The sequence below is a fragment of the Streptomyces sp. NPDC040622 genome (assembly GCF_055593965.1).
Window position 1 is genome coordinate 103664 of record NZ_JBVIXD010000010.1, and the last position, 16016, is coordinate 119679.

Here is a 16016-nt window from a genome sequence, read left to right on the forward strand (position 1 = left end):
GACACCCGGCCGCGAGCGCTGACAGGCCCTCAACTCCCTGATGTACTGCGGGCCATGGAATACACACTCGAAGTGGTCCCGCTGCCGGTGAGCGACATCGAGCGGTCGAAGCAGTTCTACCGCGACAAGCTGGGCTTCCACGTCGACATCGACACGGAGGTCATGCCGGGCCTGCGCATCGTCCAGCTGACCCCGCCCGGATCGGGCTGTTCCATCGCCCTGGCCGACACGCTCTGGGACACGATGGAAGGCCCGACGCCGGCCCCCGGCTCCTACCAGGGCCTGCAGCTGTGCGTCGCGGACGCCAAGGCCGCGCACGCCGAGCTGGTCGCGCGCGGCCTGGACGTCACGGAGCCGGTGCAGCACGCGCCGCAGGACGGCGGCACGTTCATGTACTTCAAGGACCCGGACGGCAACGGCTGGGCGATCCAGGAGTACCGGGTCCGCGCGACGACGCCGCTGCGGAACGCGATCGTGAGCGGCCCGTAAGCCACACGCCACAAGTCGTGAGCCATTGGCCGTAAGGGGCGCGGGCGGTTCCTCGCGCCCCCCCCTGCGGGGCCGGCCTAGAGCACCGGCAGGTTCTTCCGCAGCTCGAAGGCGGTGACCTCGCTGCGGTACTCCTCCCACTCCTGCTTCTTGTTGCGCAGGAAGAAGTCGTAGACGTGCTCGCCGAGCGTCTCCGCGACCAGTTCGGACTTCTCCATGAGCGCGATCGCCTCGCCCAGGTTCTGCGGCAGCGGCTCGATGCCCAGCGCGCGGCGCTCCGCGTCCCGCAGCGCCCACACGTCGTCGTCGGCGCCCGGCGGGAGCTCGTAGCCCTCCTCGATGCCCTTGAGTCCGGCGGCGAGCAGCACGGCGTACGTCAGGTAGGGGTTGGCGCCCGAGTCGATGGAGCGGACCTCCACGCGCGCGGAGCCCGTCTTGCCGGGCTTGTACATCGGGACGCGGATCAGGGCCGAGCGGTTGTTGTGGCCCCAGCAGATGTACGAGGGGGCCTCGCCGCCCGCGCCGGCCGTGCGCTCGGAGCCGCCCCAGATGCGCTTGTAGGAGTTCACCCACTGGTTGGTGACCGCCGAGATCTCCGCGGCGTGCCGCAGCAGGCCCGCGATGAAGGAACGGCCGACCTTGGAGAGCTGGTACTCGGCGCCCGACTCGTAGAACGCGTTGCGGTCGCCCTCGAAGAGGGAGAGGTGCGTGTGCATGCCCGAGCCGGGGTGCTCGGAGAACGGCTTCGGCATGAAGGTCGCGTTGACCCCCTGTTCGAGCGCGACCTGCTTCATGACGAGGCGGAACGTCATGATGTTGTCCGCCGTGGAGAGCGCGTCGGCGTACCGCAGGTCGATCTCCTGCTGGCCCGGGGCGCCCTCGTGGTGGCTGAACTCGACCGAGATGCCCATGGATTCGAGCATCGTGATCGCCTGGCGGCGGAAGTCCATGCCCACGTTCTGCGGGGTGTGGTCGAAGTAGCCGGAGTTGTCGGCGGGGGTGGGCCGCGAGCCGTCCAGCGGCTTGTCCTTCAGGAGGAAGAACTCGATCTCGGGGTGGGTGTAGAAGGTGAAGCCCAGATCGGAGGTCTTGGCGAGGGCCCTCTTCAGCACGTAGCGCGGGTCCGCGAAGGACGGGGAGCCGTCCGGCATCAGGATGTCGCAGAACATGCGGGCCGTACCGGGGGCCTCCGCGCGCCAGGGCAGCACCTGGAACGTGGACGGGTCCGGCTTGGCGATCATGTCCGACTCGTACACCCGGGCGAAGCCCTCGATCGCCGAACCGTCGAAACCGATGCCCTCGTCGAAGGCCTGCTCCAGCTCGGCCGGGGCCACGGCCACCGACTTGAGGAAGCCGAGGACATCCGTGAACCAGAGGCGTACGAACCGGATGTCGCGCTCCTCCAACGTACGGAGCACGAATTCCTGCTGCTTGTCCATCTTCCGCTTCCACCCATCCTTGCTGGTCAGGCCACCTGCACCCGCGCCTCGGGACAGCTCGGCACCCGAGCATCCCATGGTGCGGTTTCGAGCGCGTTGCGGACCGCGTGCCGTGGTGTGCGCCACTCGGCCTGCCGCTCTGTGCCCATAGTGCCTGCTGATGGGCGGCCGGGTAACAGCGGGCCGCCGGATCCTCGCCTAAAACTTGCATCCAAGATGCAAGTTTTCTACGGTCTGAAACAGACAAGGGAGGCGTAACCGCCCGTACCGCCCGTCCGCCTTTCGGGCTGCCCGCCTCCTCCCGGCTTCCCGCCGCACCGGCCCTGAGGAGTCCCGTTGCTTTCCGAGCAGTCCGCCGCGATCGTCCGCGCCACCCTGCCCGCCGTCGGCGCCGCCATCGGCGACATCACCGAACGGTTCTACGAGCGCCTCTTCGCAGCCCACCCGGAACTCCTGCGGGACCTGTTCAACCGCGGCAACCAGGCAGCCGGGACCCAGCGCCGGGCCCTCGCGGGATCCATCGCCGCCTTCGCGTCCCACCTCGTGGAACACCCCGACGAGCGACCCGACGTCATGCTGAGCCGCATCGCCCACAAGCACGCGTCGCTCGGCATCGCCCCCGCCCAGTACCGGACGGTGCACCGCCACCTCTCCGCCGCCATCGCCGAGGTCCTCGGCGACGCGGTGACGCCCGAGGTGGCCGCGGCCTGGGACGACGTCTACTGGCTCATGGCCAACGCCCTCATCACCATCGAGGCGAGGCTCTACGCCGAGCAGGGCGTCACCGCCGGCGAGGGCGCCTGGCGGGAGTGGGAGGTCGTCGACCGCGTCGAGGAGACGCCCGACGTCGCCACGTTCCGGCTGCGCCCCCTCGACGGGGCGCCCGCACCGGACTTCCGCGCCGGACAGTACGTGTCCGTGCAGGTCCAACTGGACGACGGCGCCCGGCAGATACGCCAGTACAGCCTGTCCGACGGGCCCGGATCCCTCGGGGCCCCCGCCTCCCCCGGGACCCCCGGCTCCGCCGCCTCCCCCGACTCCCCCGTCCGGCAGATCAGCGTGAAGCGGGTGCGGGGGGACGCCGGCGCCGGGGTACCCGAGGGGGAGGTCTCCAACCATCTGCATGCGCGGGTGCGGGAGGGCGGTGTGGTGCGGGTCTCGGCGCCTTGTGGGGATCTCGTGCTGGATGTCGGGGGTGTGGGGGGCGGTGTGGGGGGCCGGGCCGAGGCTGATCTTGGGGGCGGCGGGGCGGACGAGGGCGGCGGGATGGACGGGGGCGGGGCGGAGGTGCCCGTGCTGCTCGCCTCCGCCGGTATCGGCGTCACCCCGATGATCGCCATGCTGGAGCAGCTCGCCGCCGCGGGACACCGCGCGCCCGTCACCGTCGTGCACGCCGACCGCTCCCCCGCCGAGCACGCGCTGCGCGCCGACCACGCGGCGTACACCGGCAAACTGCCGGGCGGCACCGCCCACTTCTTCTACGAGCGGCCGGAGGCGGGACACCCCGCGCACCTCACCGGACGCGTCGACCTCACGGTGCTCCCCGCGATCCCTGCGGGCACGCGCGCGTACCTGTGCGGTCCGCTGCCCTTCATGCGGGCCGTGCGGACCCAGCTGATCGGGCGCGGGGTCGCCGCCGCCGACATCCACTACGAGGTGTTCGGGCCCGATCTGTGGCTCGCGCAGGGCTGAGAGCGGGGGTGGAGGCGGGGCGGGAGCGCGGGCGGGGGACGCTCAGTCGGTGCGGGTCGTGATGTCCAGGAGCAGCGGGCCCGTCGGCGCCGCCACGATGTCCGCGACCGTGAGCGGGTCCAGCGAGGCGTAGAAGGCTTCCTGCGCCGTGCGCAGCGCGTCGCGCAGGCGGCACGCGGAGTTCAGCGGGCAGGGGGTGCCGCCCTCGCAGTCCACCACGTCGCCCGTGCCCTCGAAGGACCGCACCAGCGCGCCGACCGACGCGGTGCGGCCCGCCTCCGTCAGCGCCAGACCGCCACCCCTGCCCCGGCGGGCCTCCAGCAGGCCCCGCTTCTGGAGCTCGGCGACGACCTTCGCCTCGTGCGTGTACGGCACCGCCATGTCCGCGGCCACCTCGCGCGTCGTGGGTGCCGTGCCGCTCACCACGGCGAGTCGCATGAGGGTGCGCAACGCCAGGTCGGTGGATCGCAGGAGCCGCATGCCGTCGAGCGTAGGTAATGCGCATCTGTGCTTCAAATTTTGGGCGGCGGTGGGAGTGGGGGCGAGGGCCTTCGGGGGGGTGGGTGTCTGTGGGGCGTGGGTCTTCGGTCTGTGGGGGCGTGGGGGCTGTGGGTCCTTGTTCTTTGCGTTCTTGGCCTGGTTGCGTCGGCTACTTCTCCTACGCCCTGTAGTACTGCCCCGCGCTCGCATTACGATCAGCGGACTCGTTCGTCGTCCCGTCCGTCCCTTTCGCAGAAGGACACACCATGGGTTCCGCCAAGAACACGAGCAACGCCTCCCGCAAGGCCCGGATAGAGGAGATGCGCCGGGCCGAACGCGCGCGTGACCGCCGGGGCCGGGCCCTGACGATCACGGTCAGCGCGGTCGTCGTCGCGGCGCTCGGCGTGGGCGGCTTCTTCCTCTTCGACAAGGCGTCCGACGACTCCGGCTCGAACGACGACGCCAAGGGCTGGCCGAAGTACAAGGTCTCCGCCGACGGCGAGAAGGTCTGGGGCAAACTCGGCCGTACGCATGTCGCGAAGACCGTGAACTACCCCATGACACCGCCCGTCGGCGGGGACCACAATCAGGTGTGGATGAACTGCAACGGCGACGTCTACAAGAAGGAGATCCCGGAGGTGAACGCCGTGCACTCCCTGGAGCACGGGGCCGTCTGGGTCACCTACAACGACAAGGCGAAGCCGGCCGACCTGAAGAAGCTCGAGGCGAAGGTCAAGGCCACGCCGTACTCGCTGATGAGCCCGGTCAAGGACCAGAAGGATCCCGTCATGCTGAGCGCGTGGGCGCACCAGCGGACGGTGTCGGGTGCGGACGACCCGAAGGTCAAGGAGTTCTTCTCCAAGTACGTCCAGGGCAAGCAGACTCCGGAGCCGGGCGCCGCGTGCACCAACGGCATGGGGCAGTAGACACGGTGGGGTCGGGTGGCTCGACGGGCTCTCCAGGCTCGGTGAACGCGATGAGGTGGGGTTCGAAGTGAAGCGGCGTACCAACTGGATCGTCGGCGCTCTCGCGGCGGCGGCCGTCGCCGGGGGCGGCATCACGGCGGCGGTGGCCTCGACGGACTCCGACTCCGGCGGCACGCCCGCGAGTTCTTCGGCCGACGCGGGGTTCGCGCAGGACATGTCCGTGCACCACCAGCAGGCGGTGGAGATGTCGTACATCGTGCGGGACCGCACCGACGACGAGGAGGTACGGCGCCTCGCCTACGACATCGCGCAGACCCAGGCCAACCAGCGGGGGATGCTGCTCGGGTGGCTGGACCTGTGGGAGCTGCCGAAGGTTCCGGAGGGGGCGCCGATGGAGTGGATGGGCATGGGGGACATGCCGGCCGGCCAGGACGGGGCGCTGATGCCGGGGATGGCTACGGGGGCGGAGCTCAAGCGGCTGGGGAAGCTGAGCGGCAAGAAGGCGGAGATCCTGTACCTGCAGCTGATGACGCGGCACCACAAGGGTGGGGTGCACATGGCTCAGGGGTGCGTGGACCGGTGCGAGGTGTCCGCGGAGAAGCGGCTGGCCCGGGGGATGGTGGAGTCGCAGGAGTCGGAGATCGACCTGATGGCTGCGTTGCTGAAGGCGCGGGGCGCCAAGCCCTGACGCTGGGCGCTGTTCCTGGGCGGTCTCGCCTTGGGTCCGTCTTGTGGGGCGGGGTCGCGGGGGTATGTACGTACTCGCTATCCCTGCGCCACGCCTCAAGAACAAAGACGCCACAGTCCGCTCGGTGCTCCGTGCGCACATACCCCCGCGCCCCCTCCGCCGCGCGTGCGACTGCCGGTCATCGGTGGGGCTTCTTCAGGGCGAGCGCTTCAGGGGTACGAGCGCGGCGCACTGTTGCTTTCAGGGGCGCGGGGGCGGCGAGCTGTTGCTTTTAGGGGCGCGGGGAACTGCGCGACCAGCCACAACCAACCCGCACCCGCCCACACAGCGCGCCCCGCAACGGCGGGTGGGCTTTTAAGGGGCGCGGGGAACTGCGCGACCAGCCACACCACACCCGCACCCGCCCACGCAGGGAGGAACCCACCCACCCCGCACCGCCCAAGGCCCAGGGGCCAGCCCACGCGGGGAACTGCGCGAACGGCCGCAGCGGACCCGCACCCGGACGCGCAGGACCGCCCCACCCGCCCAGGGAGGAACCCACCCGCACCGTCCAAGGCCCAAGACCCAAGGCCCGTCACGCCAAGCGGGAGAGTTCCTCGCGCGCGAGCCCGCCCAAGAGCTCCGCTCCGGCCACGTACCGCTCGACCTCCCCCACCGCGAACTCCCCGAGCCTGCGCACCTCGCTCCCCTGCGCCCCCGCGATGTGCGGGGTCACCAGGACGTTCGGCAGGCGGAGCAGCGCGTGCCCCGCGGGCAGCGGCTCGGGGTCCGTGACGTCGAGGAACGCGTCGAGGCGCCCGTCCCCGCACTCCCGCGCCAACGCCTCCGTGTCGATGAGTGATCCCCGTGCCGTGTTGATGACGGTCCCGCCGTCGGGGATGAGTTTCAGCATGTCGGCGCTCAGCAGCCCCCGCGTCTCGGGGAGTTGGGGCGCGTGGACGGTGACGATGCTGCTGCGGGCACACAGTTCGGGCAGGTCGACCAGTTCCGCGCCCAGCTCCGCCGCCTGCGGGGGACTCACGTAGGGGTCGGTGAGCAGGACGCGGCAGCCCGCGTCCGACGCCCGCAGCGCCGCGATCACGCGGCGGCCGATCCGTGACGCCCCGATGACGCCGATCGTGCGCGCGTCCGCCCCGGTGCGCTCGGTGAACGGCGGCCACCCGGCCGCGTATCCCGCGGCGGCCGGCAGCGCCCCCTTCGCCGCGAACGTGATCGCCGCGAGCGTGAAGGCGACCACGGGGTCCGCGTTGGCGTCCGCCGCGGAGGAGACCACGATGCCGCGTTCCCACACCGCGTCCGTGACCATCGGTTTGACCGAGCCCGCCGCGTGGACGACGGCGCGGAGCCGGGGCGCGGAGGCGAGGATCCCGGGGGTCAGCGGCGGGCACTCCCAGCCGGTGACCAGGATGTCCGTCCCGGCGAGGACCGCGCGGGCCTCGGGCGTCGTGAGCGTTCCCGAGAGCAGCAGCGGGGACAACTCCACGCTGCGCGCCAGCCGTTCGCGCAGCTCCGCCGGGAACACGCGCTCCGCGACCTCGACGCCCATGGCCAGGGTCGCGACCGGCGGTCCCGCACCGCCCCGGTCCCGCCGATCCACCCGCTCTGCCTGATCTGCCACGCGTGACCGTCCCTCGTAGTAACCGGTTACCAACCAGCGCCTGGAGGCTAGGACCAATCCGGGAGGTCGGTCAAGAGAGAGCGAGGCAAGGGGGGTTGACCGGGCGCAGTAACCGCTTTAGATTCCGGGCACCTTATTCCGACGACGGAGGGGTTGCCGTGCCGACGGTGACGAAGGAACGGGCGGAAACCGAGGCGGTGAAGCCGCCCGACAGCCGCAAAAGTGGGTCAAGTGGTAAGAAATCAGGGCGTGGTGAGCTGTGGAAACGGTTTCAGCGCACCCGTGTCCTGGTGCTGCTCATGGTGCCGGGACTGGCGTACTTCCTGGTCTTCCACTACGGCGCCTTCGTCGCGAACGCGGTGGCCTTCAAGGAGTACGTCCCCTTCGACGGGCTGTGGGCCAGCCCGTGGGTGGGCACGGAGAACTTCTCGCGGATGTTCGGCGACCCGGACTTCTGGCACGCCACGTGGAACACCCTGTTCATCGCGGTGCTGCAGCTGGTGTTCTTCTTCCCCGCTCCGCTCGCCCTCGCCCTGCTCCTGCACAGTCTGAGCTCGGACCTGTTGCGCCGTTTCACGCAGTCCGTGATCTATCTGCCGCACTTCCTGTCGTGGGTCGTCGTCGTGGCGCTCTTCCAGCAAGTGCTCAGTGACACCGGATTGTTGAACACTTTCCTGAGCGACTCCGGGCTGCACACCGTCGACCTCATCGGCAATCCGGACGCGTACAAGCCGCTCGTCGTCATCGAGGTGATCTGGAAGGACGCCGGCTGGGGGACGATCATCTTCCTGGCCGCCCTGATGCAGGTCGACGAGCAGCTCTACGAGGCATCGGCGATCGACGGGGCCGGTCCCTGGCGGCGCTTCTGGCACGTCACGCTGCCCAGCATCCGGCCCATCGTCATCCTCCTGCTGATCATGCGGCTCGGCGACATCCTCTCGGTCGGCTTCGAACAGATGCTGCTGCAGCGGCAGTCGGTGGGCCCCGAGGTCGGCGAGGTGCTCGACACCTTCGTCTTCTGGCAGGGCATCGTCGGCGGCGACACCGGCTACGCGGCGGCCGCGGGTCTCTTCAAGGGTGTCGTCGGCGCGGCACTCGTCTTCACCGCCAACCGGGTCGCCCACCGGCTCGGCGAACAGGGGGTCTACAAGTGAGTGCAGGCCAAATCACCAGGCCCGCCTGGATGGAGAAGCCCCGGTTCGCCACCAAGGCGGCCAAGGGCGTCGCGGTCGTGATCGTTCTCGCGCTCGTGCTGATCCCCTTCCTCGTCATCGTCTCGACCTCGCTCGCCTCCAACCGGGAGGTCGTCGACAACGGTGGCTGGGTGCTGTGGCCGAGCGACCCGACGCTGCGCGCCTACCGGACCATCCTCGACGGCGGCATCGTCACCAAGGCGCTGGGCATCAGCGTCGGCCTCACCGTCGTGGGCACGCTCTTCTCGCTGGCGTGCACCACGTTCCTCGCGTACGCGCTCGCCAGGCCTGGTGTCTTCGGCGGCAAGCCGGTGCTGCTGCTCATCCTGTTCACCTTCCTCTTCCCGCCCGGCATGATCCCCGCGTTCCTGCTGGTCAAGGGCATGGGGATGATGGACACATATGCCGCGCTGATCGCTCCGGTGCTCATCAACGTCTTCAATCTGATCGTGCTGCGCGGCTTCTTCCAGGGGATACCGGAGGAGCTGTACGAGGCGGCCCGGCTGGACGGCGCCGGGGACTGGGTCATCCTGTGGCGCGTCGTGCTGCCACTCTCCAAGGCCGCGCTCGCCGTGGTCTCCCTCTTCTACGCCGTGAGCTACTGGAACGCCTGGTTCCATGCCTCGATCTACATGGAGTCGGGGCACTGGCCGCTGTCGCAGGTCCTGCGCACGTACGTCATCGGCGGCTCGCAGATCGCCGACACCGGCCTGAGCGAGGCCGGCCTGGTCTCCGCCCCGCAGACGACCCAGATGGCCGTCCTGGTGATCGCCACCGTGCCGATCCTGCTCGTCTACCCCTTCCTGCAGAAGTACTTCACCAAGGGCGTGCTCACCGGCGCCATCAAGAGCTGAGCGCCGGCCCCGGAATTCAGGCCCGGGGCCGACCCCCTCTTTCCCAACTCGTCGTCCAGAAGGGCTCATTCACGTGTCCGGTACCTCGATGTCGCGCCGCAACCTGCTCCGCTCCATAGCCGTCGGCGGCGCCGCCCTGGCCGCCCCGTCCGTCCTCACCGCCTGCTCCACCGACTCCAGCGGCGGCGGCAACGTCTCCAACGCGGGCAAGAAGGTGGCGCCTTGGCCCCGGTACACCCCGGCGAAGGGCCCCACCCCCGACCTCGCGCCGACCGCCGAGGGCGTGCAGCCCGGGTACACGAAGTACCCGGAGAAGCTCGTGCGGGCGATGGCCGAGAAGCCGGGCACCGGCAAGCAGAAGATCAAGGTCATGACCATCACCTACGGCACCCCGCCGAAGGAGGTCGGCCGCAACGAGTACTGGCAGGCCGTCAACGAGGCCCTGGGCGTCGAGGTCGAGTTCACCGTCGTGCCGGACGCCGACTTCCGCGCCAAGATGTCCACGCTGATGTCCGGCGACGACCTGCCCGACATGATCAACTTCGGCGGCGGGTACGTCCTGCCCCGCGAGTCGCAGTTCGTGAAGTCCCGGTGCGCCGACCTGAGCGAGCACCTCTCGGGTGACGCCGTCAAGGACTACCCCAACCTCGCCAACATTCCCACGTACGCGTGGGAGGGCATGGGCCGCATCGCCGGGCGCATCTACGGACTGCCCATCGAGCGCGCCAAGGTGCAGGGCGCGATGTTCATCAACCGCGAGGCGTTCGACACGGCCGGGTACAAGCCGGGCATGTCCGCGACCGACTTCCGGGCGATGGTGAAGGACGCCTCGCGGGGCAGGAAGTACGCGCTGGGCGCGTCCACGGTCGGCTTCTACGGGTACCTCTACCACGCGATGTGGCACGGCGCGCCCAACCAGTGGCAGATCAAGGGTGGCAAGGCCACCGACATGTACGGGACCGACGAGTTCAAGGCGGCCCTGGAATACATGGCCACGCTGCGCGGCGACGGCTCGTACAACCCCGACGCCACGTCGATCTCCCAGGTCGACCTGAAGACGCAGTTCTACAACGGCACCGTCCGCTCGATGACCGACGGCTGGGGCGCGATCATCTCCAACGCCCAGGGAATCAAGGACGAGTTCACCCTCGATGTCGCCGAGCCCTACGCGGTCGACGGCGTCACCCCCGTCTACCAGCAGAACCGCGGCTGTTTCGGCTACACCGTCATCAAGAAGGCCTCCAAGGACCGCGTCAAGCTCATGCTCCGCGTACTGAACTGGCTTGCCTCGCCGTTCGGTTCGAAGGAGTACGAGCTGATGCACTACGGCGTCGAGGGCACCCACTTCACGTACAACAAGGACGGCGACCCGGTCGCCACCGAGGCCGGCCTGATCGACTCCAAGACCAACCTCCCCTTCCCGTACCTGATGGACGCGCCGCAGCCGCTGTACTTCCCCGGCTTCCCCGACCTCACCAAGCGGCTGCACGCCTGGGAGAAGAAGGTCGTCCCGCTCCTCGTGCCCGACGACCACTGGGGCCTGATGTCGGACACGTACAACCGGCAGGGCGCCTCCATGCAGCAGATCATCGAGGACGGCGTGACGGCGATCGTCTCCGGACGCAAGAAGCTCTCCGACTGGGACGGCATCCACCGCAAGTGGCAGTCGCAGGGCGGCAAGCGGTCGGCCGAGGAGTTCCAGAAGGAGTACGAGGCCGCGCACTGACCCGGGGGGCCGGGCGCGGGATGATGGGTCCGGGGCGCGGGTGCCGTGGGGGCAACTCCGTCCCGGATCCATCGGGTTGACCGTCGGACGGTGGTCGGACGACGGCTAGGTGAGGGAGACACAGTGGGTGAGCGGGTCACCATCCGCGAGGTGGCCGCGCGCGCGGGCGTCTCGGTAGCGACCGTCTCGCGGGTCCTCGCGGGCAACTACCCGACGTCCACGGCGTCGCGCGCCAAGGTGCTGCGGGCGGTCAAGGACCTGGACTACGTCGCCAACGCGCACGCGCGCGCGCTGGCGGGCGCGGGCCGCAAGACGATCGCGGTCCTCATGTTCGACGTGGTGGGCGCGTTCTACGCGCAGGTCGCGCAGGGCGTGGAGATGGAGGCCGCCCAACAGGGCCGCCTCACCCTGGTCGCGTCCACCGGCAGCGACCCCGCCCGGGAGCTCGCCCTCGTCCAGATGATGCGCGAACAGGCCGCCGAGGCCGTGATGCTCGTGGGCGGCGTCGTCCAGGACGACGAGTACCGGCAGCGGATGGCGCGCTACGCCGAGGCGCTCGCGGCTGCGGGCTCCCGCCTCGTGCTGTGCGGACGCCCGGCACCGGCGCCCGACGTGCCCGCGCTCGTCGTCGAGTACGACAACGAGGCGGGCGCCCACGCCGTCACCAGCCACCTCCTGAGCGCGGGACACCGGCGGATCGCACTGCTCGGCTACGAACCGGGCAACACGACCGGCGAGGACCGTCTGGCCGGCTACCTCCGGGCGCTCTCGGACCACGGGGTGCCCCCCGAGGACGCCGTCCTGCACGGCCTCGGCTTCGGCCGGAACCACGGCTACCAGGCGATGCGGGACCTGCTCGCGAAGGCGGACGGCAAGCCCGGCTTCACGGCGGTCTTCGCCGGCGACGACCGGGCGGCGGCCGCGGCGATCACCGCGCTGCGGGAGTACGGCCTGCGGGTCCCCGAGGACATGTCGGTGGTCGGCTACAACGACGACCCGGTGGCCGGTGACATCACCCCCGGCCTGACGACCGTCCACATCCCCGCCGAGGAGATGGGCCGCACGGCGGTCCGCCGCGCCCTCTCCGGCTCCCCCCGCGCGGGCCAGGAGCGCCATGTGCTCGGCACGCACATCGTCATCCGGGACAGTGTGCGGCCGGTTCGGGGGGCGGGGGCTCCCTAGGGCCTGTCCTCACCCTCCTGCCAGGACCGCCCGCGCCACGTCCGCCGGGCGGTCCCGCATCACGAGGTGGCCCGACGGCCGTGCCACGCGGAACTCGGCGCCGAGCCCGCGGGCCAGCCGCCGCTGACGGTCCAGCCACCGCCGCGAACCTCCCGCGTCGGCGGCGAGCACCGTCACGGGGGCGCCGTCGGGCAGCGGCAGCTCCCTTCGCAGGGCGGCCAGTTCGCGTGCCGCGTCGCCGTACGTCGCGTACTCCATGAGCGCGGCCCGCCACACCCTGCCGGTCCCGTACACCCAGGCCCGGGGCGTCGGCGCGACCAGCCGCCGCAGGGCCGGCCCCAGCGCCCTCGGCAGCCCCGCCGCGCACAGCAGCGCCCCGCACGCGCGCGTGGCCGCGACCCGCGCCCCGCGCGGCACGAGGATCCGAGGGTGCTCCTCCACGCTGGAGTCGACCAGGACGAGACCCGCCGTACGCCCCGGGTACAGCCGTGCGAACGCCTCCGTGTGGAATCCGGCGAGGGAGTGCCCGACCACCGTCGCCCGTTCACCGGCGGGCCGTACCCCGTCCAGGACCCGCAGGATCCGCTCTGCCTCGCCCCGCAGAGTGGGCGCCACGCGTGCGTGGCCGCTGAATCCGAGGCCGGGGCGGTCGAAGCGGACCACCGTGCGGTGCGGGGCCAGCAGTTCCGCCACCGGGTCCCAGTCGAACCAGCCGAGCCCGAGCCCGGCGCTGAGCACGCACACCGGCCCGCTCCCCGTCACCTCGACGTGGTGCGGCACTCCCCCGACGCGTACGAAGGTCACCCCCGCCCGGCCTCCGCGTGCGGTGCCTGCACGGCCGCGGCCGCCACCGAACACGCGAGGACCACGAGCCACACCGCGATGAAGAGCACCTGGAGCCGCTGGCCGATCCCCAGACCCCACGTCCCGCGCCCGGCCTCGAACGCCGCGACGGACGTCAGGGTCCACACGGTGGCGGCCAGTTCGAGGACGACGAGCGGCGGGCCGGTGCGGGCGAGCGCGGGCCGGGTGCGGGCGTGGCGGCGCGCGGCGACGGTCAGGAGCACCATGGCGGCCAGGGCCCCCGTGACGGCGACGCTGCTGCTGACCGCGTGGGCGGCGTGCGTCCAGGGGACCGCGCCCGCCCGCTCGCGCGCGAGGCACCCGGGGTCGGCGGTCGCCGCGCAGCTCAGCGGCAGCCGTGAGTCGGCCGCCGTGGCCGCCCCGAACAGCGCGAGTCCGGCCCAGCCCGCCGTGGCCCACCGGCCCTTGCCGGGCAGCCACAGCAGCGCTCCGGCCGCCGCAAGGAGGACGAGGAGGCCCGCGAGGAAGTCGGCGGTGCGGAAGAAGGTCCCGTAGGGCTGGTTCTCCGCGGCGAGTTCGCTGACGTAGGCCGAGCGGGGCGAGAGCCCGGTCGACAGGAACGCCTCGGCCGTCCAGGTGCTGTAGGCGAGGGCGCCGGCGAGCAGGAGGGCGGCGAGGGTGCGGACGAGGGCGGGGCCGGCCCGGCGCGGCCGGTCCGCGGCCCCGGTGACGTCGGTCGTGGGGGGTGACATGAGGGCGTACGCGCTACGAGGAGGCATGTGACGTCCGGTGGTCGGGGTGGATCCAGCTGGGTTTGCGGTACTTGAGGAAGGCCGCGGGCGCCAGGACGCCGAGGACGAGGAGGCCCCCGCCGACGATCAGCAGATAGCGCCAGAGCGGGCCCTTGCCGAACTGGTCCGGCGGCACGAATCCGATGGCGAGCGCGGCGAGCGAGGCCACGAAGCCGACGGTCGCGACGAAGGTGACGGCCGGGACCACGAAGCCGCGCGGCACCTGCGGCTGGGACGTCCGCAGCCGGACGACGGCGACGAACATCAGCAGGTACGCGAGCAGATAGATCTGCACGGTGATGACGGAGAACATCCAGTACGCGCTGGAGACGTCGCTGCTGAAGGCGTAGAGGACACCGATCAGGGTGGTGACGACGCCCTGCGCGACCATGATGTTCCGCGGCACGCCCGCCTTGTTGAACTTCTGCAGGAACGGCGGCAGGTAGCCCTCCTGCCGGGCGAGCGTCACCAGCCCCTTGGCGGGTCCCGCGAGCCAGGTGAGCATGCCGCCGAGTGCGGCCATGACGAGCATGATGCCGACGATCTTCGTCATCCAGCCGACGTGGAAGTGGTCGAAGAAGGCCTGGAAGGCCTGCATCAGACCGGCGGTGAGGCTGAGTTCCCCGGACGGCATGACCCAGCTGATGGCCAGGGCCGGAAGGACGAAGATCAGCAGGACGAGGCCGGTGGCCAGGAAGATCGAGCGCGGGTACTCGGCGCGGGGGTGGCGCAGGGAGGACACGTGGACGCCGTTCATCTCCATGCCCGCGTAGGAGAGGAAGTTGTTGACGATGAGGACCAGGCTGGCGAGACCGGTCCACGGGGGCAGCCAGTGGTCGGGGCTCATGGGGGCGGCCGACGCGTTGCCCTCCCCAAGGAAGACGAGGCCGAGGACGACGAGGACGACACCGGGGATGAGGGTGCCGATGATCAGCCCCAGGGAGGAGAGTCCGGCGACCGTCTTGGTCCCGCGGCAGGTGATCCAGACGCCCGTCCAGTAGATGACGACGATGACGATCGCTACGTAGAGGCCGTTCTCGGCGAGACTCGGGTGGATGACGTACGCGAACGTCGAGGCCACGTAGGCGAGCAGGCTCGGGTAGTACGCGATGGTCATGGCGAACTGGCACCACACGGCGACGAACCCGAGCGGTTTGCCCAGCGCCTCGCTGACCCACCGGTAGATGCCGCCGGACCACCCGGAGGCGAGCTCGGCGCCGACGAGGGCGGTGGGGAGCAGGAAGACGAGGGCCGGCAGGAGGTAGAGGAAGACGGCGGCCAGTCCGTAGATGGCCATCGACGGCGAGGGGCGCAGACTGGCCACGGACGCGGTGGTCATCAGGGCGAGCGTCACCCAGGAGATGAACTGGCGCGGAATGGCGGGGTCCGGCTCCGGCAGGGTCCCTGCGGCGTTCTGCCCCGGTTCGTCCGTACTCGTCATGCGCTCATGATCGTCGGAGCGGCGGGGGACCGCATGTCGCCGATACCCGGCGGGGGTAGGGTTTCCGCATGCTGAGGACGAGGGGCCGCACGGGGCACGGGCAGTGGCTGCTGCTCGCCGCGCTGCTCTTCGGCATCGTGACGATGCATACGCTGGGGCATCCCTCGTCCGGCCCCGGGGGCGGGCACGGGGACGCGCACGGCGGTGGATCCGCCGCCGTCGCGGCGCCGTCGCGGCACGGGCCGGCGGGCGCGGCGCCCGCCGTGCACGACCGAGGCACCCCTCTGGCGCACGACTCCCGCACGCTCCGTCACGGGGACGGTGACGGTGCCCGCGCCCCCGCGACGGGCATGGCCGCGCCCGCGTCCGAGCCGCACGGCGGGATGGCGATGGATCCGCTGTCCGTGTGTCTGACGGTGCTGGGGGGCTGCACGCTCCTGCTGCTGGTGCGGGCCGGACTGCTGCGGCCGGGCGGGACGCTCGTACGGCTGTTCTCGCCCGGGCGGCTCCCGCCCGCCCTGCGACCCGATCCACCCCCGCCCCGCATACTCCTGTCCCACCTGTCGGTGCTGCGCATTTAGGCCTGCGCACCGGCTGCTTCGCGCTGCCCGCGCGATGTCGTGGTCTCCCGATGGGAACCCGCGGGCGTCGAGCGGTGTACCAGAAGCAGCAGATGCGCCCTCTGCACGCACC

At 70.9% G+C, this 16016-nt stretch carries 15 protein-coding genes; 9 read left to right on the forward strand and 6 right to left on the reverse strand.

The annotated features are described in order from the left end of the window. The first annotated feature begins 54 nt into the window (after positions 1-54). Positions 55-489, forward strand: a complete 435-nt coding sequence (locus ACZ592_RS28405) for a VOC family protein (protein WP_471584494.1) — start codon at positions 55-57, stop codon at positions 487-489. A 77-nt stretch (positions 490-566) separates the two neighbouring features. On the opposite strand, the gene ACZ592_RS28410 is transcribed toward ACZ592_RS28405, so the two are convergent. Then, positions 567-1928, reverse strand: a complete 1362-nt coding sequence (locus tag ACZ592_RS28410) for a glutamine synthetase family protein (RefSeq protein WP_384257058.1) — start codon at positions 1926-1928, stop codon at positions 567-569. A 336-nt stretch (positions 1929-2264) separates the two neighbouring features. Between ACZ592_RS28410 and ACZ592_RS28415 the strand changes: the two genes are divergently transcribed. After that, positions 2265-3620, forward strand: a complete 1356-nt coding sequence (locus tag ACZ592_RS28415) for a globin domain-containing protein (RefSeq protein ID WP_471584495.1) — start codon at positions 2265-2267, stop codon at positions 3618-3620. 42 nt (positions 3621-3662) lie between these two features. Here ACZ592_RS28415 and ACZ592_RS28420 read toward each other — a convergent pair whose 3' ends face one another. Continuing rightward, entirely contained in the window at positions 3663-4100 is a 438-nt protein-coding gene (locus tag ACZ592_RS28420) for an RrF2 family transcriptional regulator (RefSeq protein ID WP_471584496.1), read from the reverse strand. A 266-nt stretch (positions 4101-4366) separates the two neighbouring features. Here ACZ592_RS28420 and ACZ592_RS28425 point away from each other — a divergent pair, with 266 nt between their 5' ends. Together ACZ592_RS28425 and ACZ592_RS28430 are read left to right on the forward strand one after the other, a co-directional pair. After that, positions 4367-5026, forward strand: coding sequence for a DUF3105 domain-containing protein (locus ACZ592_RS28425; protein ID WP_471584497.1), 660 nt, complete (start codon positions 4367-4369; stop codon positions 5024-5026). A gap of 67 nt (positions 5027-5093) precedes the next feature. Next, positions 5094-5714 carry a DUF305 domain-containing protein gene (locus ACZ592_RS28430; RefSeq protein ID WP_471584498.1) on the forward strand — a complete coding sequence of 207 codons (621 nt, stop codon included), beginning with the start codon at positions 5094-5096 and terminating at the stop codon, positions 5712-5714. A gap of 574 nt (positions 5715-6288) precedes the next feature. On the opposite strand, the gene ACZ592_RS28435 is transcribed toward ACZ592_RS28430, so the two are convergent. Beyond that, on the reverse strand, positions 6289-7260 hold the full coding sequence (locus ACZ592_RS28435) for a hydroxyacid dehydrogenase (RefSeq protein ID WP_471584814.1): 972 nt from the start codon (positions 7258-7260) through the stop codon (positions 6289-6291). Positions 7261-7631: 371 nt separating this feature from the next. Between ACZ592_RS28435 and ACZ592_RS28440 the strand changes: the two genes are divergently transcribed. From ACZ592_RS28440 to ACZ592_RS28455, 4 genes are all read left to right on the forward strand, one after another. Beyond that, positions 7632-8486, forward strand: coding sequence for an ABC transporter permease (locus ACZ592_RS28440; RefSeq protein WP_471584499.1), 855 nt, complete (start codon positions 7632-7634; stop codon positions 8484-8486). Positions 8487-8515: 29 nt separating this feature from the next. Then, a complete protein-coding gene (locus ACZ592_RS28445) occupies positions 8516-9379 on the forward strand; it encodes a carbohydrate ABC transporter permease (protein ID WP_471584815.1) in 864 nt (287 codons plus the stop codon). Positions 9380-9467: 88 nt separating this feature from the next. Further along, a complete protein-coding gene (locus ACZ592_RS28450; RefSeq protein WP_471584500.1) occupies positions 9468-11105 on the forward strand; it encodes an extracellular solute-binding protein in 1638 nt (545 codons plus the stop codon). 123 nt (positions 11106-11228) lie between these two features. After that, complete coding sequence (locus ACZ592_RS28455) at positions 11229-12287, forward strand: LacI family DNA-binding transcriptional regulator (protein ID WP_471584501.1); 1059 nt, start codon at positions 11229-11231, stop codon at positions 12285-12287. Positions 12288-12296: 9 nt separating this feature from the next. On the opposite strand, the gene ACZ592_RS28460 is transcribed toward ACZ592_RS28455, so the two are convergent. From ACZ592_RS28460 to ACZ592_RS28470, 3 genes are read right to left on the reverse strand one after another with little or no spacing between them, the layout of a single operon-like run. Further along, complete coding sequence (locus tag ACZ592_RS28460; protein ID WP_471584502.1) at positions 12297-13091, reverse strand: alpha/beta fold hydrolase; 795 nt, start codon at positions 13089-13091, stop codon at positions 12297-12299. After that, positions 13088-13870, reverse strand: coding sequence for a DUF998 domain-containing protein (locus ACZ592_RS28465; protein WP_471584503.1), 783 nt, complete (start codon positions 13868-13870; stop codon positions 13088-13090). The genes ACZ592_RS28460 and ACZ592_RS28465 overlap by 4 nt, the downstream gene beginning before the upstream one ends. Continuing rightward, a complete protein-coding gene (locus ACZ592_RS28470; protein WP_471584504.1) occupies positions 13857-15323 on the reverse strand; it encodes an APC family permease in 1467 nt (488 codons plus the stop codon). The genes ACZ592_RS28465 and ACZ592_RS28470 overlap by 14 nt, the downstream gene beginning before the upstream one ends. Before the next feature lie 68 nt (positions 15324-15391). Between ACZ592_RS28470 and ACZ592_RS28475 the strand changes: the two genes are divergently transcribed. Next, entirely contained in the window at positions 15392-15904 is a 513-nt protein-coding gene (locus ACZ592_RS28475; RefSeq protein ID WP_471584505.1) for a hypothetical protein, read from the forward strand. Positions 15905-16016 lie beyond the last annotated feature (112 nt).